At 53.4% G+C, this 18,042-nt stretch carries 21 protein-coding genes; 6 read left to right on the forward strand and 15 right to left on the reverse strand.

The genetic code is table 11. The features are described from left to right. Nucleotides 1–55 precede the first annotated feature (55 nt). A complete protein-coding gene (locus MV421_RS04295; RefSeq protein WP_297517913.1) occupies nt 56–1,321 on the forward strand; it encodes a UbiD family decarboxylase in 1,266 nt (421 codons plus the stop codon). Here MV421_RS04295 and MV421_RS04300 read toward each other — a convergent pair. The 4 genes from MV421_RS04300 to MV421_RS04315 all read right to left on the reverse strand — a co-directional run bounded on the left by MV421_RS04300 (nt 1,318) and on the right by MV421_RS04315 (nt 5,014). After that, the gene (locus MV421_RS04300; RefSeq protein ID WP_297420528.1) at nt 1,318–2,244 is read right to left on the reverse strand and encodes an ABC transporter ATP-binding protein; all 927 of its coding nucleotides are present in this window, start codon (nt 2,242–2,244) and stop codon (nt 1,318–1,320) included. The two genes, MV421_RS04295 and MV421_RS04300, sit on opposite strands and share 4 nt — an antisense overlap. Before the next feature lie 5 nt (nt 2,245–2,249). Continuing rightward, the gene (locus tag MV421_RS04305) at nt 2,250–3,155 is read right to left on the reverse strand and encodes an ABC transporter permease subunit (RefSeq protein ID WP_297420445.1); all 906 of its coding nucleotides are present in this window, start codon (nt 3,153–3,155) and stop codon (nt 2,250–2,252) included. 93 nt (nt 3,156–3,248) lie between these two features. Beyond that, nucleotides 3,249–4,040, reverse strand: a complete 792-nt coding sequence (locus MV421_RS04310; protein WP_297420442.1) for an N-glycosylase/DNA lyase — start codon at nt 4,038–4,040, stop codon at nt 3,249–3,251. Continuing rightward, nucleotides 4,037–5,014: a beta-ribofuranosylaminobenzene 5'-phosphate synthase family protein gene (locus MV421_RS04315; protein ID WP_297420525.1), complete on the reverse strand. Its 978-nt coding sequence runs from the start codon at nt 5,012–5,014 to the stop codon at nt 4,037–4,039. The genes MV421_RS04310 and MV421_RS04315 overlap by 4 nt, the downstream gene beginning before the upstream one ends. A 67-nt stretch (nt 5,015–5,081) precedes the next feature. On the opposite strand from MV421_RS04315, the gene folP reads away from it, so the two are divergent. Continuing rightward, a complete protein-coding gene (gene folP, locus MV421_RS04320) occupies nt 5,082–5,900 on the forward strand; it encodes a dihydropteroate synthase (RefSeq protein ID WP_297420439.1) in 819 nt (272 codons plus the stop codon). On the opposite strand, the gene MV421_RS04325 is transcribed toward folP, so the two are convergent. The 3 genes from MV421_RS04325 to sppA are packed head-to-tail and all read right to left on the reverse strand — an operon-like array spanning nt 5,878 to nt 8,367. Then, nucleotides 5,878–6,882, reverse strand: coding sequence for an AI-2E family transporter (locus MV421_RS04325; protein WP_297420435.1), 1,005 nt, complete (start codon nt 6,880–6,882; stop codon nt 5,878–5,880). The two genes, folP and MV421_RS04325, sit on opposite strands and share 23 nt — an antisense overlap. Continuing rightward, the gene (locus tag MV421_RS04330) at nt 6,872–7,351 is read right to left on the reverse strand and encodes a PH1570 family protein (RefSeq protein ID WP_297420433.1); all 480 of its coding nucleotides are present in this window, start codon (nt 7,349–7,351) and stop codon (nt 6,872–6,874) included. The genes MV421_RS04325 and MV421_RS04330 overlap by 11 nt, the downstream gene beginning before the upstream one ends. Nucleotides 7,352–7,356: 5 nt before the next feature. Beyond that, nucleotides 7,357–8,367: a signal peptide peptidase SppA gene (sppA, locus tag MV421_RS04335; protein ID WP_297420430.1), complete on the reverse strand. Its 1,011-nt coding sequence runs from the start codon at nt 8,365–8,367 to the stop codon at nt 7,357–7,359. A 94-nt stretch (nt 8,368–8,461) separates the two neighbouring features. Here sppA and MV421_RS04340 point away from each other — a divergent pair, with 94 nt between their 5' ends. Next, entirely contained in the window at nt 8,462–9,268 is an 807-nt protein-coding gene (locus MV421_RS04340) for a sugar phosphate isomerase/epimerase (RefSeq protein ID WP_297420522.1), read from the forward strand. On the opposite strand, the gene MV421_RS04345 is transcribed toward MV421_RS04340, so the two are convergent. Genes MV421_RS04345 through MV421_RS04360 form a run of 4 tightly spaced genes read right to left on the reverse strand, consistent with a single transcriptional unit; the run spans nt 9,263 to nt 11,183 of the window. Then, on the reverse strand, nt 9,263–9,649 hold the full coding sequence (locus MV421_RS04345) for a ribonuclease III family protein (RefSeq protein WP_297420520.1): 387 nt from the start codon (nt 9,647–9,649) through the stop codon (nt 9,263–9,265). The genes MV421_RS04340 and MV421_RS04345 overlap by 6 nt on opposite strands. A 37-nt stretch (nt 9,650–9,686) precedes the next feature. Continuing rightward, the gene (locus MV421_RS04350) at nt 9,687–9,974 is read right to left on the reverse strand and encodes a DNA-directed RNA polymerase subunit L (RefSeq protein WP_297420428.1); all 288 of its coding nucleotides are present in this window, start codon (nt 9,972–9,974) and stop codon (nt 9,687–9,689) included. Next, nucleotides 9,949–10,596, reverse strand: coding sequence for a DUF2067 family protein (locus tag MV421_RS04355; RefSeq protein ID WP_297420427.1), 648 nt, complete (start codon nt 10,594–10,596; stop codon nt 9,949–9,951). Before MV421_RS04355 ends, MV421_RS04350 begins: the two co-directional genes overlap by 26 nt. Next, nucleotides 10,596–11,183, reverse strand: a complete 588-nt coding sequence (locus MV421_RS04360) for an exosome complex RNA-binding protein Csl4 (RefSeq protein WP_297420423.1) — start codon at nt 11,181–11,183, stop codon at nt 10,596–10,598. Before MV421_RS04360 ends, MV421_RS04355 begins: the two co-directional genes overlap by 1 nt. Nucleotides 11,184–11,300: 117 nt before the next feature. On the opposite strand from MV421_RS04360, the gene MV421_RS04365 reads away from it, so the two are divergent. Continuing rightward, nucleotides 11,301–13,181 (forward strand): threonine--tRNA ligase, encoded by a 1,881-nt coding sequence (locus MV421_RS04365; protein ID WP_297517934.1) that lies wholly within the window; start codon nt 11,301–11,303, stop codon nt 13,179–13,181. Here the strand turns inward: MV421_RS04365 and MV421_RS04370 are convergent. The 4 genes from MV421_RS04370 to MV421_RS04385 all read right to left on the reverse strand — a co-directional run bounded on the left by MV421_RS04370 (nt 13,140) and on the right by MV421_RS04385 (nt 16,015). Beyond that, a complete protein-coding gene (locus tag MV421_RS04370) occupies nt 13,140–13,913 on the reverse strand; it encodes a hypothetical protein (RefSeq protein ID WP_297420416.1) in 774 nt (257 codons plus the stop codon). The two genes, MV421_RS04365 and MV421_RS04370, sit on opposite strands and share 42 nt — an antisense overlap. A 1-nt stretch (nt 13,914) precedes the next feature. Beyond that, a complete protein-coding gene (locus MV421_RS04375; RefSeq protein WP_297420518.1) occupies nt 13,915–14,589 on the reverse strand; it encodes a TBP-interacting protein in 675 nt (224 codons plus the stop codon). Between the two features lie 100 nt (nt 14,590–14,689). After that, nucleotides 14,690–15,484, reverse strand: a complete 795-nt coding sequence (uppS, locus tag MV421_RS04380) for a polyprenyl diphosphate synthase (RefSeq protein WP_297420413.1) — start codon at nt 15,482–15,484, stop codon at nt 14,690–14,692. A gap of 6 nt (nt 15,485–15,490) precedes the next feature. After that, nucleotides 15,491–16,015: a gamma carbonic anhydrase family protein gene (locus MV421_RS04385; RefSeq protein WP_297517937.1), complete on the reverse strand. Its 525-nt coding sequence runs from the start codon at nt 16,013–16,015 to the stop codon at nt 15,491–15,493. A gap of 71 nt (nt 16,016–16,086) precedes the next feature. On the opposite strand from MV421_RS04385, the gene hjc reads away from it, so the two are divergent. Both hjc and MV421_RS04395 read left to right on the forward strand, forming a co-directional pair. Further along, nucleotides 16,087–16,488, forward strand: coding sequence for a Holliday junction resolvase Hjc (hjc, locus tag MV421_RS04390; protein WP_297420410.1), 402 nt, complete (start codon nt 16,087–16,089; stop codon nt 16,486–16,488). Continuing rightward, on the forward strand, nt 16,478–18,040 hold the full coding sequence (locus MV421_RS04395) for a hypothetical protein (protein ID WP_297503840.1): 1,563 nt from the start codon (nt 16,478–16,480) through the stop codon (nt 18,038–18,040). The genes hjc and MV421_RS04395 overlap by 11 nt, the downstream gene beginning before the upstream one ends. Nucleotides 18,041–18,042 lie beyond the last annotated feature (2 nt).

The following is an 18,042-nucleotide window of genomic DNA, read 5'->3' on the forward strand; positions in this document are numbered from 1 at the left end:
GGGGTTTGGAAAAAGGCTTTATAGGCCTTTTGGAACATCAACTTAAGGTGATATGATGCTGAGGGAGATACTGGAGCGCTTTGACGACACCGTTGTGATTGAAAAGCCGGTGAGTAAGGAGCTTGAGGTCACCCGTTACCTCCTCAGATACCATGACAGGCCCGTCCTATTCGAGGACGTGGATGGCTGGAGCGTTGCCGGCAACATCTGGAGCACCCGTGAGAGAATAGCGGGCTACCTCAACCTCTCCGTTATGGAGTTGATGCCCTTCATAGCCGACACTATGGGGAACCCCTCTCCATGCAAAACGGTTGGTGATGCCCCGTTCCTCCAGAACTCGACGGAGGATTTCTCCCTTTTGGAGCTTCCGGTTCCCAAGTACTATCCTAGGGACGGCGGCCAGTACTTCACCTCGGCGATGGTCGTAGCGAAGGACGAGAACGGCTTCGTTAACGCCTCCTTCCATAGGATAATGGTGCGTGACGAGAAGGCTGCCTCAATAAGGCTCGTCCCGAGGCACCTCTACTCAATGTGGAAGGACAAAGCCGAGCACGGGGAAGAGCTTGACGTTAGGATCATCGTCGGAAACCCCGTTCATCTACTCTTAGCTGGAGCGACGAGCACCGTCTACGGGATCAGCGAGCTTGAAATAGCCAGCAGGATGAGTGAGAGGGCCTTTGGAAGGCCCCTTGAGGTGGTAGACCTCCATGGTATCCCTGTCCCGGTTCAGACAGAGTTCGTCTTCGAGGCTGGGCTAATGCCGGAGCTAGTTGACGAGGGGCCGTTCGTGGATATAACCGGCACCTACGACTACGTGAGAAAGCAGCCGCTGGTCGTCTTTGAGAGGATGTACCACGTCGATGAACCGGTTTTCCATGCCCTTCTTCCCGGCGGCTACGAGCACTTCATGCTAATGGGCCTTCCGAAAGAGCCGCAGATATACGCGAGCGTGAAGCGTGTCGTGCCAAAGGTCCACGGCGTTCGCTTAACGGAAGGCGGGGCGATGTGGCTTCACGCCGTAGTTTCAATAACCAAACAGCACGAGGGAGATGGTAAAAACGCGATTTTGGCGGCCTTCGCCGGCCATCCAAGCCTCAAGCACGTCGTTGTTGTTGACGAGGACATCAACATCTACGACGACCGTGATGTGGAGTGGGCAATAGCCACGCGCTTTCAGGCTGATAAGGACTTAGTGGTGGTTCCGAACGCGAGGGGAAGCTCCCTCGACCCCTCTGCAACCAAGAGCTTAACCGCCAAGTGGGGCATCGACGCGACCAAACCGCTCGACAGAAGGGAGGAGTTTGAGAGGGCCGAGGTTTAGCCCTCCTCCTTCACTAAGCTCAAGAAGACCTCCTCAAGGCTAGGTACGCGAACCATGAGCTGGAGTATCTTAGCCCCCTGCCTCCAAACGAGGTCGTTCACGTCTTCCCTTATGTCGCTGGGCGCTTTTATCCCGTACTTCGTCGGCGAAACCCGTTCGACCTCCCAGTCAACGCCCTCAAAGCTCACCGGCTTCGTCGTCTCAAGGAGTATGAGATAGCCGGCTTTCCTCAGGAAGTTCTCTCTGATGTCGTTTATGTTCCCTTCGACGCGGAGTTTGCCCCTAACGATGACGCCGACCGTGTCACAGACTTCTTCGACATGGGCCAAGATATGACTTGAGAAGAAGACCGTCTTTCCGGCCTTTCTCTGCTCTTTTATGATCTCCTTGAATTCAGCGATGCCCTTGGGATCCAAACCACTCATCGGCTCGTCCAGAATGAGGAGTTCTGGGTCATTTATCAAAGCTTGAGCGAGCAGGAGCCTCTGCCTCATGCCCTTCGAAAACTTGCCTGCCTTCTTGTCCTTCACCTCCCAGAGGTTCACGGTCTCTAGGAGTTCCCTTATCCTCTCCTTCCTCTCCGTCCGTGGAATATCAAAGGAGTCCGCCAAGATCTCGAGGGTCTGGTACGGCGTCAGGAAGTCCCAGAGGGTTGCGTGCTCCGGCATGTAGCCAATTCTGGATTTCGCCTCTAGGAGCGCCCCCTTGTTGAACTTGCCGTTATGGAAGACCTCCCTTCCGAGGAGACTTATCCTCCCGGAGTTGGGATATACCAATCCAAGGGTGCTCAATAGGGTCGTGCTTTTCCCAGCCCCGTTTGGTCCGAGGAAGCCGTAGATCTGCCCCTCCTTCACCTCGAGGCTCAACCCGTCGAGGGCGCGGACGTCACCGTAGACCTTGACCAAATCTTCTACCACGAGCATCGCCATCACCTCAAATCCATCCTGACAAAGCGGACGACTGCCACTGCAAGGTACGCTAGCGACATGATGATGAGGAGCAGGAAGTTAATCCAACGCTCCTTTATCGCGTAGCCAACTCCCCGGTATATAGGGAGGTTTGTTGCATAGGTCTTCGTGCCTTGCGGCGTATTCACGGTCTTCTGAACAACCTTGTAGTCCGAGACGTAGGAGGTTATGACCTCGGCCTGGGCAGTCGGGGAGTAGAACAGGTATTTGGTGTAGTAGTCCGCCTTCATGTCGCGTAGCCCCTGGTCTGAGATGCCCCCCGGAGCGTGGGTGTACACCTCATACTGGACGAAGATGGGGAGGACGAGATAGATGATGAAGAACACAACAAGGGCAACGCCAAGGGCCGAACCCGAGGACTTTAGGAACGTCGAGAGGACGTAGCCGAGGGCAAGGAACTCGACCATCACCATGAAGAGCACGATGTTCAGAAGGAAGACGTCACCAAACACCTTTCCCGTCAGGCTAACACCCACGTATGCCAGTCCGGCCAGGGCAACGAGGACCGCCAGTAGGACCGCGGCAAAGAACACGACACCTTGGCCCGAAAACTTTCCGAGGATGTAGCTCAGCCTGCTTATCTTCTTGCTCAGGACGACGCGTATGGTTCCCTCTTCTATCCCCTTGTTGACCGCGGTGGCACCCATAACGATGGCCACTATCCCAAGGAAGAACATGGACATTCCCGTGATGAACTGTATCATTAACGACATTGCCGCTTCGCCGCTCATTTCGCCGCCGCCCTTCATTCCCTGCTTGAGAACGTAAACGACCGGCATGTAGAACAGGAGCATGATGAGGAGCACTGCCCAGAGCTTTTTGGTGTGCATCCCCTTCTTAAGCTCGAGTTTAAACCCCCACCACACATTTAACACCTCCGTATTGGTCTGGCCGAAACTCTGAAGAAGAGTATAAAATGTTTTTCTTTATGATGGTTAAAAACCAAAGGTTGTGAAACCTCAGAGGGCCGCCAGTTTAAGAACTAGGGGCGCTTTATCGCATCTTTTGCGCAGGCGCCGTATGATCTCCCCCTTTCCGCCGAGGACGGGCCAGAGAATTGAATCTATATGAAGCGGCGGGATTCCGGTTTCAACGGCGATTCTGCTCCAGAAGCTCACGGGAGGTTCATTCGTGAAGCGCTTTGTGTAGGCGTTTATCCTCACGTCGTCCGGGATTTCGATAGACATTGGGTAGGGCACGAATTCGCCGAAGGCGAGCCTGCCTGCGTAGCCGAACATCTTGACGGCAAAGACTATGGTCTTGGCGTTCCTCTTTGAACCGAGAACCCTGGAAAGTTCATTTCTCAGTCCCTCCATCCCGTTGAAGTAGTAGCCCTTCAGCGCCCTTAGGTCAAGCTCGCTGAGGAACGGCTGAAGCCTCTCAAGCCGTTTGAGCTTTCCTGGAACGAGGCGCCTGTTAGTTTGTGAAGCGGGGAGAAAACTGGCATATGCCTCAATGATGCTTCCTTCGGGGGGATTGACCGAAAAATAGCGCGAGAACTCCCACCACCAGTCTTCTCCTTTCCCGCTCAGCTGATAGCTCACTATAGAGTTGGCCAGCACGAGCTTGATGAAGAGTTCGTCGTCGTTGAGGTTGCTGTGGAGGTTTCTGAGGGCGTCGAACTGGAGATCAACGCGCTCCTCTATAGTCCGGGCACAGTATATGCCCAGTTCTCGCAGGTGGCCTACGAGCACTTCAACCTTCTCCGCGTTCTCCTTGTATTTGACCTTGATGAAACGGTCGAGGGTCATTCTCTTCCCCCGGCCACATTTCTTATCAGTCGGTTTAAAAAGGTGTTCTGCCCTATCACCTCGGCCCCGGCGTTCCTCGGAAGCCCAAGCTCAACCTTGGCCCTAAATCCTTGTTCTTTCAGGAAGTCGTGTGCCTCCTCGGAAAGCCGCTGGAACTCTCCCTTTCGTATGAGGCCATAGACCGTCGGACCCCAGCTGCTCTGCCCTGCTCCGTAGGTTTTCTCGATCAGGAAATCAAGGATGAGCTTCACATCCTCCCGGAACTCGCCGCCCTGGTAGTCCTCGAAGTGCTTCCCCACGAGGCGTTGGATCGCCGTGAGGTGCTCCCCGAAGGCTTTGATGTCCCCATCTTTGAGCGCCGGGAGCAGGCCGAGCAGGATTCTGTGGCTTATCTCCATCGCGGCCTCTGGTTTTCCTGGAACCCCTGCCATCACCGGATTTTCCTCCTCCTCGTCAAGGCCGGGCTTAAGCTCCGGGAGTATCAGTAGGAAAGCCCACTCCCCAGGAAAGTCCTCGTGGAATATCAGCGGTGGAAAGTCACCCTTTACTCCGCCGTCTATGACGAAGCCGCCGTAAGCGAAGGAATAAACGCCGGCCCCGCCGTTTCTGCCCCTGCCAAGGGTTTTTGCAAGCTCTTCCACAGAAAGGTTGAGGTTTCTGAGCCTCACCACCCCGAGACCCACCGCGAGACTTAGCTGGGTTGTCGAGCCGAGACCTATATGCCTCGGAATGGCCCTTTTAACCTCCACACGGTAGTTCATCCCAGTTCCGTAGGCGGAGTTCATCCTCCTGAGAGCGGCCTCTATCGTCTTCCTGTCTTCACCCTCGGCCGCTATCTCCTTCGAGTCTGACTCAAGAACCTCAACCTCGTAGCCGTTTTCAAGGGCCACGCCGAGGCTCCCGAAGCGCCTTCCAAGAACCGCTGAAGGGTCGATGAGACCAAGGTGAAGCCTCCTTGGAGTGAGGATTATCATGAGCACCACCGTTCCTCTTTCCCGAAAGACCTTTTTATACCCAGCGCCAACATCGCCCGGTGATAACATGAAGTTCGCCGGAGTTGACTTGAGTGAACCGAGGATAATGGGCGTCATCAACGTCTCGCCCGAGAGCTTCTACAAGGGGAGCGTCAGGAACGATGAGGAAAAGCTTGTGAAGACGGCAGTTAGGATGGTTGAGGAGGGAGCGGCCTTCATCGACATCGGGGCAAAGTCAACGGCTCCCTACTTAGAGACTCAGATTTCTGTCGAGGAGGAGATAAGAAGAGCGATCTGGGCCGTGAAGGCCGTACGAGAGGAGGTAGACGTTCCAATAAGTATAGACACGACGAGCGCAAGGGTTGCGGAGGAGGCCCTCAAAGCAGGTGCGGACATCATCAACGATGTGACCGGCCTGAAGGGGGATTCAGACATGGCCAAAGTGGCCTCCGAGCACGGAGTACCGGTGGTAGCCTGCGCCCACGGTGAAGTTGGGGACTTCAGTGACCCGGTTCACACGGTTATCGATTTTCTCGAGGATAGTCTGACCATTGCAAGGGAGAATGGGATTGAAGAAGTTGCCGTTGACCCGGCCATCGGTTTTCTCCGCCCGGATTGGCCGCCCTGGTACGAGTGGGACGCCAAGATATTAGCGAACCTCAACGCCCTCAAAATCCTCGGGAGACCGATACTCATAGGAGTCTCGCGGAAGTCCTTTATCGGAGCGATAACGGGTAGAAAAGACCCTGCCGAACGGTTGGCGGGGAGCCTCTCTGCTACGGGCATAGCGGTATTCAACGGGGCGCACATCATCAGAACCCACGACGTTAGGGAAACGGCCGATGCCGTGAAGATGGCCACATTCATGAGGAGGTTCTGGCCTTAAGCTCCTTCGTTTTCTTCCATTCTTCTAGAAGGGTTCCGAGGAGGGAGAGCGCGACAGGACCGAGGATTATCCCGACTATGCCGAAGGCAAGGTAACCGCCGAAGATCCCCACGAGGCTTATGAAGGAGTTGATACCGGTTTCTCTTTCACCCATCTTTGAACGGAGCAGGTAGTCCGGAACCGGCGATACGAAAACTGCACTGTAGGCGGAGAAGGCCAAAGCCACCAAGGCATGGCCGGAGGTGAACAGATAAACCGCTCCGGCGAGCCATATCATCCAGCCGCCGATAACGGGCAGGAGTTCAAAGATGACCGTAAAGATGCCCACCGCTATGGCCCCCCCAGCAGAGGATACGGAGAACGCGTAGAAGCCGACGGCAATGGCCGTTCCCTTGAGGATGCTGAAGGCGAGCCAGCCGCGTAGGATACTATGAAGTGTTTTCTCCGTGCTCCCCATGAGCTTTAGGGCCAGCTCGCGGTTCCCCTGCGGAATGAGCGAGTGAACTTCCTCGCTGAGCCCCCTTGCATTAACAAGGGCGCCGTAGAAGGCGAAGAGCATGACGACGGCTTGGAAGGAGAGCTTGGGAAGTGAGTAGGTGTAGCCAAGGACGTACCCCTCAAACCTCTTTGGGATGTCCTTCGCGAGGCGCTGGATCAGGTCATAGATTGCCATGGGGAGGTGAAACCCGAGGAGCCACTGGAAGAAGGCGTTGATGTAGTAAGCTAGGGACTGCTTGACGTCGTTTATCCAGAGGGCGTAGCCTATTATGAAAAGGAACGTGATGATGGTTAAAACACCGGTGAGGGTAAAGGCTGAGATTCTGTTTCCAATCATTGAGGAGAGCCTTTCGTGGAGAGGGTAGAGGATATAGGCGAGGGTTAAAGCTATGATTATGGGGGAGATTATTGGACTTATCGTCTCCCAGACAAGGTAGAGTATGATGAGGGAAATGGAAAGCCAGATAGCCGCTTCAAGCTCCATCAAGCATCCCCAGGTACTTTAGTATAAGCCCCCTCGCCGAAGGTTTGTTGAAGATGAGGAGGTAGCCTTTCTCAAGGAGGATGAAATTCTTCCCGAGGGCCAATAAATCTTTCCGGAGTTTGTGAATCTCGACTTTGTTTAGGTCTATGGCCTCTTTGATCTCCTCTGGAGCGTCTATCCCTTCAAGGGCATTTTCAAGCCGGTTCAAAACGCTCCTGTTGGTGAACTTTACTGAGCTCGGCCTGAAATCCTCCGCCTCAATCTCCCCCGCTTCCATCGGGATTCCCCATAAGTCCTTGGCGCACTCGAAGGGGTAAACGTAGTCCTCTCCGTAGTCCGGAAGGTAAAGCTCCCTTATGATTGCAAGGAGAAGCCTTCTGGCATCCCTGCCGTAGAACTCAATCCTGAGGTTGAACTTTCCGTCCTCAAAGCCGTTCTCAAATACCTTCAGCTTCTCCTCGCAGAGCAAAACCCTCACCCCCTTATGTATGCGTTTACATAGCGCGGGTCGAGGAGGAGTGCGGTGCTCCCAAATATCCCGAAGTTAGAGGGTGGGCCACCGTTGTAGACCACAACGCGTGGGTTCGTGACGTTGAGCATCTTGGAGAGCAAATCAACGGCATCATCGATGCTTCCGGTCTCGTCAACGAGGCTTCCTGTGACGTTGATGGCGAACCATGTCCTTCCGGTGGCGTATTCCTTCGTCTCATTTAGGGGCATGTTCCTTCCGATGCTGACCGCCCTGAGGAAGGCCTGGAAGTATGTGTTTACTTGGTTCGCTATTATCTTCCTCTCCTGCGCGGTTAGGCCGCGCCACTCCGCTCCCATGTCCTTGTAGGGGCCCGTCTTGAAGACGTCGACCTTTATGCCGTTCATCTCGTAGTTCTTCTGGAGGTCGTAGTGGACATATATAACCCCTATGCTTCCGACCTGCGCCAATGGGTCGGCAACTATCTTATCCGCCGCAACCGCTATGTAATACCCTCCCGAAGCGGCCATACCACCGGTGTAAGCAACGACCGGCTTTATCATATCAAGCTTTCTCACGGTTGAGTATATCTCCCTGACCGCACCCACGTAGCCGCCGGGACTCTCTATCCAGAGGACGACGCCGCCTATGGAATCATTCTCCGCAATGCTCCTAAGGAGGGGGATAACGTGGAGTGCCGTGGAATCGTCTATGAGTCCAAAAATCGGAACTATCGCTATAGTCGTGTTGCCCTTTGGGGCGTTCTTTGTCCTTAACTGTGCTTGGAGGAAGCGTATTTGGCTTTGGAGTTCCTCTATCTGGAGCCTGTAAGCCGTGTCGTTGCAGGTTGAGTTGAGGGATGTCTCAACAACGACGGGGGATATGTTGGTTGAGTTCGTGGGGGAGTAGGATTTGAGCTCGGAGTTCTGCTCATAGAGCAAAACCACGGCCGCACTAGATACCGCCAACAGGAGTATCAGAACCGCGGATACGTACTTCCATATGTCCGCTTTCATTCACTCACCCGGAGGGATTTACGCTCCCGGCTTTTAAGGGTTCCCTTGCTAAGCTTTTTATATTCGGCCGCCAATTCCCTCCAAGGTGATGGTAATGGAGATAGGGGTTACGGTTTACCCACACTTCATCGCTAAGGACAAAACGCTGGCCTCTGTACTGGCGGACATAAAGATAAAGAACTACGACTTCGTCTCTATATTCCCCCACACCCTCGGCCTGATAAAGAACGGCATCGTTGTTGAGAAGAAGCTGAGGAACGTTGAGACAACCCTCAAGGGAGTTGGAATCGACTACATCGTTAGGATGCCTACCTCCGTCAACCTGCGCGATAACATCTACTACACGAGGCACTTCCGCGTTGCGAAGGCAGTTGCGGACGTTGCCATAAAGCTCGGTGCCAGAGTGATAGTCATGCAGAGCGGTAGAACCGGCAGGCTGGACCTTGAGATAGAGGCCATCCAGCAGCTCGCCGACATGGTTGGCCCATTCGGAATGAAGATAGCCCTTGAGAACACCTTCAGCGTCAAGGATACGCTTTACGTCGTCGACAACGTTGACAGGGGCAACGTTGGCTTCGCCCTTGATGTGGCCCATGCCTTTCTCAGCGCCCAGGGCAACGACGAAAAGCTTCTTGAAGATGTGAAGCTCGGAACCGACAAGACGATAATACTGATGATACACGACAACTTCGGAAAGCTCTTCCCGCAGGTTGAGCCTGAGGATGCCCTAGCCTACGGCGTTGGCGACCTCCACCTCCTTCCGGGGGAGGGTAGGATACCCTTTGGAAAGGTCCTCAGACTCTTCGGGGACGTGCCGATACTGCTCAAGGTCAAGAATCCCGAGAAGTTCGCCAAGATACCGACAAAGACCGGCCTGATAGAACTGCTGACGAGCCTATAGCTCCAGTCTCTCTTTTATCACACGGTAGACTTCCGTGAAGGCCTTTCCAACGGCCTCTTTTTTCCTTGAGAAGTGAGTGACATCCTCCGTGAAGTTATTCCTTAGGATTTCAGCGGCTTCCTCAACGGTTATCCTTCCCTCAAGCCACGAGTATGCGAAGAGGGCCTCCGCTACGTCCCCCTTTCCATGCTTGTCCGTCCTTGGAGGGATAATGGATCTGAGTCCCGCCAGCTCAAGGGCGATGGCTAGGGACGCGTTGGGAACCCTCTCTCCGGTTGGTTTTCCCAGATACTCACTTAAAGCGAGGGAAAATGTGAAGTTGACGAGGGAATCGCCGAGCTTGGCAAGCCCCCTGTCGGTGAAGTCCCTGCTGTACTGCAAGGTCACCACATCCCCGAGAATCCGAAAATAGGAAAAATCACTCGCTCAGCGCAGCCTTCCACGCTTCGAGAACGGCCCTGGACCTGTCGAATACCTTCTGGGCCGCCTCCTCCAGAGCCTTCTCCGGTGTTATCTTGCCATCGGTGACGACGCGGAACTTCGGCTTTCTGGCCATAAGAACCGGGTGTTCAATGGTGTAGCCCGCAAAGGTAATGTGCTCGTTCTCGTGGAGCACCTCGTTGAGCAGGTTGGCGAAGGTGTGGTCCTCACCCTCAAGGTAGAACTCAAGGACGTTTTCCTCACGCTTGATGACCTCGATCTTCATTTTCCTCACCCTTTAAGTGATTAAGCAGGATTTCCATGGCCTGCTCCTTGTTCTTCACCAGTTCGTATTTAAACTTATCCTCTTTCCATTCGGCCGCGCCAAGGTCAATGAGAATATTTGTTACCTCCTCCGGGTCGAGATTGAAAGCAACAGCAACCGGGAGAACGACCTCCCTTATCTGCCTCGTGGTGTTGAGCGAGATTTTGGAGAGTGCTTCCCCAAGTTTTCCTGCTACTTCTACAAGCTCTTCCCATGGAAGGGACGTTACAAGCTCTCCCTCGCTGGTTTCCACTGTTTCCCCTAGCAGTTTGAGGGTTTTGACCAGTATCGGCGTCGAAACGCTCGCGCTAGCCTCTCTCAGGAGGTCGTCCACCGTGTAGCGATAGAGCCCCCGCCTGTCCGGATAGAGCTTTGCACTCACCTTGTTGTGTATCTCCCTTACTCTTCGTATCGTCTCGCGTATCTCGTCCTTCGTTCCCTGGACGTTTATCTTGAGGTCGTTGAGCTTGCCGTGAACGTAGATGAAGGCGGATAAATTCAGCCTTTGGAGTTCCCGCATGAACTCCTCCTTCTCCCTGTCGTCACGGACGTGGATCGTTATGACCCTCTTAGCCCTCGCCATTAGGGATTCACCCTCCGGTACATGGATGAGAGCTTCCTCGTCTCAACGTGGCCGCAGCGCGGACAGACAAGTTTGTCACCGCGCCTCACCAATGGGGTTCTGCATCTAGTACAGAGAGCATAGATGACGCCAAGGTCAGGGCCCTTTGTGGAGAGCTGTATCGGACTTTTCTCCGCGGCGATGACGCGCGCCCTCACCATGTCACCTATCCTGAACTCGTTGAGCATGCCCTCAACGTAGCTCTCATCGACCTGTGATATGTGGATACCTGCCAGTTTGGAGGTCGCTACTTCCCTGTCGTTTTCCCTGCCCTCTATACGGATTATCTGGACTATCGCCGTCTGCGGCTTTACCTCTATAACCTGCCCTATAACGACGTCTCCAACCTTTGGAAGGGGTGGTGTGTCCGTGAGGGGTTCGACGCTTATCTCCATCCTCTCCCCGTCGATTACAACCGTACCTGCTCTGATTGCATACAACTCTCCGTTCTCCTCTTTGACACCATCACCTGGGAAGTACTCCTCGATTACACCTAGATAATCACCGGGAAGAACTATGTCCCCTGGCTTTACCTTCCTCTCATTCATCCTCCCACCTCCGCTAAAGTTCCGGTTCGGATTTTTTAAGCCTTTGGCCTCGGGAGGATTTATAAGGGAAGGGAAAAAGTTTTAGTAATTCGTGCACAGCCCAAGGTGGTGATTGAGATGAGAATGCTTCTGATACACTCCGACTACCTCGAGTATGAGGTCAAAGACAAGGCCCTGAAAAACCCGGAGCCGATAAGCGACGAGCAGAAGAAAGGCAGGCTTGACGAGGTTCTTGTTGTTTTTATGAGCGTTGAGAAGGTCGATGAGTCAAACCCTGATGAGGTTATCTGGAAAGCCGTCGCGGAAATCAAGGGTGTCGCTTCACAAGTCAAGGTAGAGAGGGTCTTCGTCTACCCCTTCGCCCATTTGAGCAGCGAGCTGGCGAAGCCGGACGTTGCACTCAAAGTTCTCCAGAGGGTTGAGGAGAAGCTTAAGGCGGAGGGCTTTGAGGTAAAACGCGCCCCCTTTGGTTACTACAAGGCGTTCAAGCTGAGTTGCAAAGGCCACCCGCTAGCTGAACTCAGCAGGACGGTAGTCCCGAGCGGAGAGGCGGTGAGCGAGGAGGAACGCAACATAGCCCTTGAAAAAGAGGAGGAACTAAAGAGCTACTGGTACGTTCTCACCCCGGAGGGCGAGCTTATAGAGGTTGATAAGTTCGACTTCACCGGGCACGAGAACCTCAGGAAGTTTGCTAACTACGAAATAAGTAAGAACAGGGTCGCTGACAGGGAGCCGCCTCACGTTAAGCTCATGCTTGAACACGAGCTTGTGGACTACGAACCTGGAAGCGACGGTGGAAACCTCAGATATTATCCCAAGGGCAGATTGATAAAGGGCCTCCTCGAGCAGTACGTCACCGAGAAGGTCATTGAGTACGGTGCCATGGAGGTTGAGACCCCCATTATGTATGACTTTGAGCACCCTGCGCTCGAGAAGTACCTGAACAGGTTCCCTGCCAGACAGTACGTCGTCAAGAGCGGCGACAAGAAGTTCTTCCTTAGGTTCGCGGCCTGCTTCGGCCAGTTCTTAATAAAGAAGGACGCGACCATAAGTTACCGCAACCTTCCTTTAAGGATGTACGAGCTTACTAGGTATTCCTTCAGGCGCGAGAAGAGTGGTGAGCTGAGCGGCCTTAGGAGGCTCAGGGCCTTTACGATGCCCGATATGCACACCGTCGCTCGCGACCTCAAGCAGGCCATGGACGAGTTCAAGAAGCAGTACAAGCTCAGCATGGAGGTTCTCAGGGGCGTTGAACTTACACCTGAGGATTATGAAGTGGCAATAAGGTTCACCCGCGACTTCTGGGAAGAGAACAGGGACTTCATCGTTGAGCTGGTGAATATAATCGGCAAGCCAGTCCTCATCGAGATGTGGGACCAGAGATTCTTCTACTTTATCCTCAAGTTCGAGTTCAACTTCGTCGACAACCTCGACAAGGCGGCGGCTCTAAGCACCGTTCAGATCGACGTCGAGAATGCGGAGCGCTTTGACATAACCTACTATGATGAGGAAGGCAAGGAGCAGTACCCGCTCATACTCCACTGCTCGCCGAGCGGTGCCATCGAGCGCGTCATGTACGCCATCCTTGAGAAGCAGGCCAAGCTCCAGGCCAAGGGGGTAAAACCGGCCTTCCCGCTCTGGCTCAGCCCGATACAGGTCAGGGTTATCCCGGTCAGCGAAGAAGTTATGGATTACGCGCTCTACGTGGCAGGGAAGCTCGAGGGGGCCAAAATACGAGCAGACGTCGATGATACCGGTGACAGGCTCAACAAGAAGATAAGGAAGGCAGAGAAGGAGTGGGTACCGTACATCGTCGTCGTCGGAAGGAACGAGAAGGAGCAGAACACCATCACGATAAGGAGAAGGAGCGACGGAAAGCAGGTCGAGATGCAGCTCGGGGATCTAATCAAGGAGGTAAAAGGCCATACCGAGGGCTTCCCCTACAGGCCGAGGCCCCTACCGCTCCTCCTCAGCAGGAGGCCTAAGTTCAGGGGTTAATCCGACCCTTTCGAGCGTTACCCTCTTTCTTCCCCTTTCCACCGTCATAGAATAGACCGCTGGTTCGAAGTCTGCATGGGGAGCCTTTAGCAGATAGAGAAACTCCTTTATGTGGTCTTCGTGAATCCACGACTTCGCGAGCAGAACGTAGTCACTGAGGTTTGAGACCCACGCCACAAAGCGTCGCGACACCATGTCGGCGTTGACAGGTAGTATGAGGTTAGAATTCTGGGATCTAACGCTCTTTGTCGCAACCGTCTGGTTGAGAAGTCTCAAGGTGTTATCCTCCCCGAGCATTACGGCCGCTCCATCGAGTGTGTGTATCATGCGGAGGGATTTTTCTGAGCGAAGTTTCTCTTCAAGGATCTCGTAGTATATTTTATCCACCCTGGGGTTTATGGTCTCAGGTTCTACCCTATCGAGGTAGAACACACCGGGCAGATTATATCCAAGCTTTGCGTAGCGGGAGCCGAAGACGTCTATGATAGATATCTTTTCTTCTCTTAAGGCTTTTTCAAGGTCGAGGCCAACGCTTCTACCCCTTCTCATGAAACTCATCAGTGGAACGCTGTAGTTCGAGACCACAGTGAAGTAGTCGTTTTCAACAGCTTTCCTGAGGAATAAGAAGAGGATCTGCCAAGCGGAGGAGTAAGCGTCGTAGATAGCCGCTATGTTGGTGCCTTGAGCAGGCTCTCCTCCCTTGAATATCTCAAAGAGATCCATCTTTGCCATATCACCCACCGGACCCGGAGGTTATCTCCTCCAGGAAGTCCTTGGCCTCTTCGCTCAGTTCCTCTCTCTTAACCTCTTTTCCATATTTGTCGTGGAGCTTTCCGTCGTGGAAGTTTATCTCGAAAACTTCGTAGCGCTCCTCGCTCTTCTCGTGGTGCTTGATCCCATGCCCCCTGAGGTGTCTCTCGAGGCTCTCGACATCGACATATTTTCCGCAGATTTCACACCTGTAGAACTGCCAGAAGGCGTAGTCTTGGCCGGCGAGCATGTTGCTCTTGATGTGGTCGATGAGCGCCCCTCCGAGGTACTCATAGAAGTCTTCTTGGATGAGCCTTCCATCCTCTTCTATTACCCTGAAACCGCTCCAGACTATGTGATCGTTTATGTCGGCGAGGGTGGCCTTTATGTAGCGGTATGTAAGTATAAAGGCTCCATTGTGGATAAAGAAGACGCTCTTATCGGGGATGGCGATTATCCTTATCCCATCGGCTTTTTCTTTCTCCGCAAGCTCTTGGGCGTGCTCTTTATCATTGGCAACGTCTATGATGACCTTCACGTTGCTCTTCTTGTGTGTTCCGGTTATCCTGTCATCCCGTATCTCCCAGTGGTAATCATCGAGATACCTGACCTGCGCGTAGACTCTCTTAATCTTTGGACTCAGCTCGCCGTATCCCATTTTCAACCACCGCTGAGAAGTCGGACTCAACGTTAATAAGCTTTAGCGGAAAACTTTAAAAAGGGTCGTTCTGGCAGGCCAAGGTCCCAATCCAGAAAAGCTACCTCCCAAAGCGCCTTTGCCTCTTCTGGTATTCGCGGATGATTCGGAGAAAGTCAATCTTCCTGAACTCCGGGAAATAGACGTCGACGAAGAAAAGCTCGCTGTAGGCTATCTGGTAGAGGAGGAAGTTGCTTATCCTCTCCTCACCCCCGGTTCTAATGACGATATCCGGGTCGGGCATTTCAGGATAGTAGAGGTAGCGTTTTACCAGCTCCTCGTCGATATCCTCAGCGCGTATCTTACCAGCTTCGATGTCCCTCACTATGTCCTTCACCGCATCGACTATTTCGCTCCTCCCGCCATAGGCTATGGCAATGTTAAGTATGTAGTTCATATATTTTCTAGTTGCCCTCTCAACCTCTTCAGCGGCCTTCCTAACGTTCTCAGGTAAGAGCTCCTTCCTCCCGAGGATGTTCACTCTCATACCATATTTATGAACCCTCTCATCCACCATCAGCTCTTTGAATTTCTGTTCGAAGAGGTTCATGAGGGCGTTTATCTCCTCAGGTGTTCTCCTGAAGTTCTCTGTGGAGAAGGCGTAAACCGTGAGCGTCTTTATCCCGAGTTCACGGCACCACTCGAGGATCTCCTCCAGTTTCTGGGAACCGAAGAAATGCCCGTACCAGGGCGGCTTCTCAAGCTTCCTCGCCCACCGCCTGTTCCCGTCCATTATTATGGCCACGTGGTTCGGTAATTTACCCGATTTTACCTTCTCAAAAAGGTAGTTCTCGTAGAGGTCATAGACTGGTTTAAAAAGTATATGGGGAACGTGCGAGAGCAGACGGTGAAGCATTGATCATCACTCGATCTTCTTCCTTGATTTAAGGTGCTTCTCGGCAAGTTCCATGTAGATCTCAGCGTTCTTCTTCGTCCACTTGATTTCTTCCTCGCTGAGCTGTCTGACGACCTTTCCTGGAACGCCGACAACGAGGCTGTAATCGGGTATCTCCTTGCCCGGCGGAACCAAGGCTCCCGCTCCTATGATGACGTGTTTCCCCACCTTTGCCCCATCGAGGATTATCGCGCCCATGCCAATGATGGTGTAATCGTCGATAGTTGCGCCGTGTACGACGGCGTTGTGGCCGATGGTAACGTACTTCCCGACTTTGGTGGGAAGGCCGTGGGATGTGTGTATGCTGACGTTGTCCTGGACGTTAGAGCAGCAGTCGATGTAAATCTGCTCTATATCACCGCGGAGAACCGCTGAAGGCCAGACACTGGTTTTCTCCTCCAAAACGACATCCCCTATAATGGAAGCAGTCTCATCAATGAAGGCCATCTCGTGGATCTTTGGCTTTTTTTCTCCGAGTTCATAAACCGCCATGAGCACCACCAAAGTGGCCTCTCCGACAGGACTTATAAACCTAACCGGACAATTGATGAGGAGGGTGAGCAATGAGGTACAGAACCGGTGCAAGCGCGGAAAGAGAACTGATAAAGATGCTTGAGAATACCGGCTTTGCCGTCGTCCGCTCGGCTGGGAGCAAGAAGGTTGACATAATCGCAGGAAACGGGAAGGTCTTCCTCTGTATAGAGGTTAAGAGCACCCACGATGAGAGGCTGTACTTCAGCGAGGAGGACTACGAGAAGCTTGTCTCCTTCTCCAAACGCTTTGGAGGGAAGGCTGTAATAGCGGTCAAGTTCATAAACCGAGGCTGGCGCTTCTTCTACCCTGAGAGCCTCCAGAAGAGGGGCAAAAACTATAAGCTCGATGTTCAAACAAAGGATTATCTGACCTTTGATGAAATCACGGAAAAGCAGAGTTCCCTCATAGGGGTGATAAAGCGTGAAACGTAGGGTTTATCTAATACTCCTTATTACAGCGATATCCTTGCTTGCTTCAGCCGTCAGCGCTTCGGAGAATGCAGTCTTCTCCATAGAGCCCCTAAACAACAACTTCACGGCCCTCCCAGGGGATACCATAGTTGTTCCATTCAGGCTGGTTAACCTTGGGAATGAAACCCTTGAGAACATTACTGTTTACCTAACAGGTCCCGCTGGGGCTTTCCTCTATCAGAGCACCCTCGTTTCAGACCCGATTCCTCCAGGGGGTGACTACAACGGCACCCTAACCCTCAAGGTTCTGAACACTGCCCTCGGTGAGTATAAGCTCCTCCTCGTGGCCCGCCACAACAGCACTTACAGCCAGGCCCCCGTTTTTGTGAAGGTGAAGATGATAACGGACTATTCCTTATCCATAGACTGCGAGGAGCGTTACCTGATTGGGAAGCCCATCACGGTGAAGCTCGGGATAGCTTCCGAGTCGAATGGAATTCTAAGTGGTAGTGTTGGCTACTACGTTCTCGGGCCGTCTGGGACAGTTTTCAACAGAACCACGGTAACCTTTGTAAAGCCCAACCAAATCTGGACACAGCGGATCCTCTTGCGCAATCTCCCTGTTGGAGATTATGAGGTGTACCTCTGGGCCAACTTCAGCGGGGCCTATAAAGAAGCCTGGAAGACGTTTGAGGTCTACAGGCGGCACCTTGGATACAGGGTGGGCTTCAAGGACGGTGAGATAAGCGTCTTCGTATATAACAAAACCGGCTCGGGGGTGGGTGGCATCCCCGTCACCATCGGCAACACCACGCTGACAACGGGCGACGATGGGAGGCTGAACGTTCCCGTTTCGGAGCCCGGGACATACGTAGTAACCCTTGACCTCGATGGGAAGATAGTCCGCATTCCTGTTGAAGTGAGGGGGCTGAGGCTTTCCTACGAGCAGAACGGGAGCAGACTCATCATTGAAGTTCTTGATTCAGCCGGTTTTCCTGTTCCTAACGTCACAGTAGAGGCGGTTGGGGCACTCGGCAGGGACTACTCAGTTACTAACTCCTCCGGAATGGCGTTGATAAACTTGAAGAAAACCGGCTACGGTATAGTCATCCTAAACGCAGAGAACAGCAATTACCTCGGTGTATCCGCTACTGCCAAGACGATCCAACCGCCAAGCCTCTCACCGACCGAAACGAGCACTACCCCCCCAACAACCCCGTCCCCAACAATAACCCCACCCATCAACACCACGACCGTTCCGGAGGAGCCGCCAGGGGGCCATGGGACACTTGCCGTTATACTCCTCATCTCGGGGATCCTCTTCGCGGGTACATCCTACCTCGCGTTCTTCAGGCCGCTGGTTCAGGAGGAGACCATAGATCGCCACTACTTCGTCAAGGTTAAGGCACCGAGGCTTAAGGGCCTCGAGAACTTCCGCTTTGAGAGGCAGATGAGCGCCCTTGAGGTGAGGGCGACTAAAGGAGAGGCGAAGGTTGAAGACGGTGCGGTGATCTGGGAGGTGGAGCACCTCGAACCCGGTGAGGAGGCTTACCTTCAGGTTCTCCTTGGGTGATC

This window comes from Thermococcus sp. (genome assembly GCF_027023865.1).
Taxonomy (GTDB): Archaea; Methanobacteriota_B; Thermococci; order Thermococcales; family Thermococcaceae; genus Thermococcus.

What these genes read in the sequence shown, in the direction of transcription:
- MV421_RS04295 (WP_297517913.1), top strand. Translation starts at nt 56, where the DNA reads ATGCTGAGGGAGATACTGGAGCGCTTTGACGACACCGTTGTGATTGAA.
- MV421_RS04300 (WP_297420528.1), bottom strand. Translation starts at nt 2,244, where the DNA reads ATGCTCGTGGTAGAAGATTTGGTCAAGGTCTACGGTGACGTCCGCGCC.
- MV421_RS04310 (WP_297420442.1), bottom strand. Translation starts at nt 4,040, where the DNA reads ATGACCCTCGACCGTTTCATCAAGGTCAAATACAAGGAGAACGCGGAG.
- MV421_RS04315 (WP_297420525.1), bottom strand. Translation starts at nt 5,014, where the DNA reads ATGATAATCCTCACTCCAAGGAGGCTTCACCTTGGTCTCATCGACCCT.
- folP (WP_297420439.1), top strand. Translation starts at nt 5,082, where the DNA reads ATGAAGTTCGCCGGAGTTGACTTGAGTGAACCGAGGATAATGGGCGTC.
- MV421_RS04325 (WP_297420435.1), bottom strand. Translation starts at nt 6,882, where the DNA reads ATGGAGCTTGAAGCGGCTATCTGGCTTTCCATTTCCCTCATCATACTC.
- sppA (WP_297420430.1), bottom strand. Translation starts at nt 8,367, where the DNA reads ATGAAAGCGGACATATGGAAGTACGTATCCGCGGTTCTGATACTCCTG.
- MV421_RS04340 (WP_297420522.1), top strand. Translation starts at nt 8,462, where the DNA reads ATGGAGATAGGGGTTACGGTTTACCCACACTTCATCGCTAAGGACAAA.
- MV421_RS04350 (WP_297420428.1), bottom strand. Translation starts at nt 9,974, where the DNA reads ATGAAGATCGAGGTCATCAAGCGTGAGGAAAACGTCCTTGAGTTCTAC.
- MV421_RS04355 (WP_297420427.1), bottom strand. Translation starts at nt 10,596, where the DNA reads ATGGCGAGGGCTAAGAGGGTCATAACGATCCACGTCCGTGACGACAGG.
- MV421_RS04360 (WP_297420423.1), bottom strand. Translation starts at nt 11,183, where the DNA reads ATGAATGAGAGGAAGGTAAAGCCAGGGGACATAGTTCTTCCCGGTGAT.
- MV421_RS04365 (WP_297517934.1), top strand. Translation starts at nt 11,301, where the DNA reads ATGAGAATGCTTCTGATACACTCCGACTACCTCGAGTATGAGGTCAAA.
- MV421_RS04370 (WP_297420416.1), bottom strand. Translation starts at nt 13,913, where the DNA reads ATGGCAAAGATGGATCTCTTTGAGATATTCAAGGGAGGAGAGCCTGCT.
- MV421_RS04375 (WP_297420518.1), bottom strand. Translation starts at nt 14,589, where the DNA reads ATGGGATACGGCGAGCTGAGTCCAAAGATTAAGAGAGTCTACGCGCAG.
- uppS (WP_297420413.1), bottom strand. Translation starts at nt 15,484, where the DNA reads ATGCTTCACCGTCTGCTCTCGCACGTTCCCCATATACTTTTTAAACCA.
- MV421_RS04385 (WP_297517937.1), bottom strand. Translation starts at nt 16,015, where the DNA reads ATGGCGGTTTATGAACTCGGAGAAAAAAAGCCAAAGATCCACGAGATG.
- hjc (WP_297420410.1), top strand. Translation starts at nt 16,087, where the DNA reads ATGAGGTACAGAACCGGTGCAAGCGCGGAAAGAGAACTGATAAAGATG.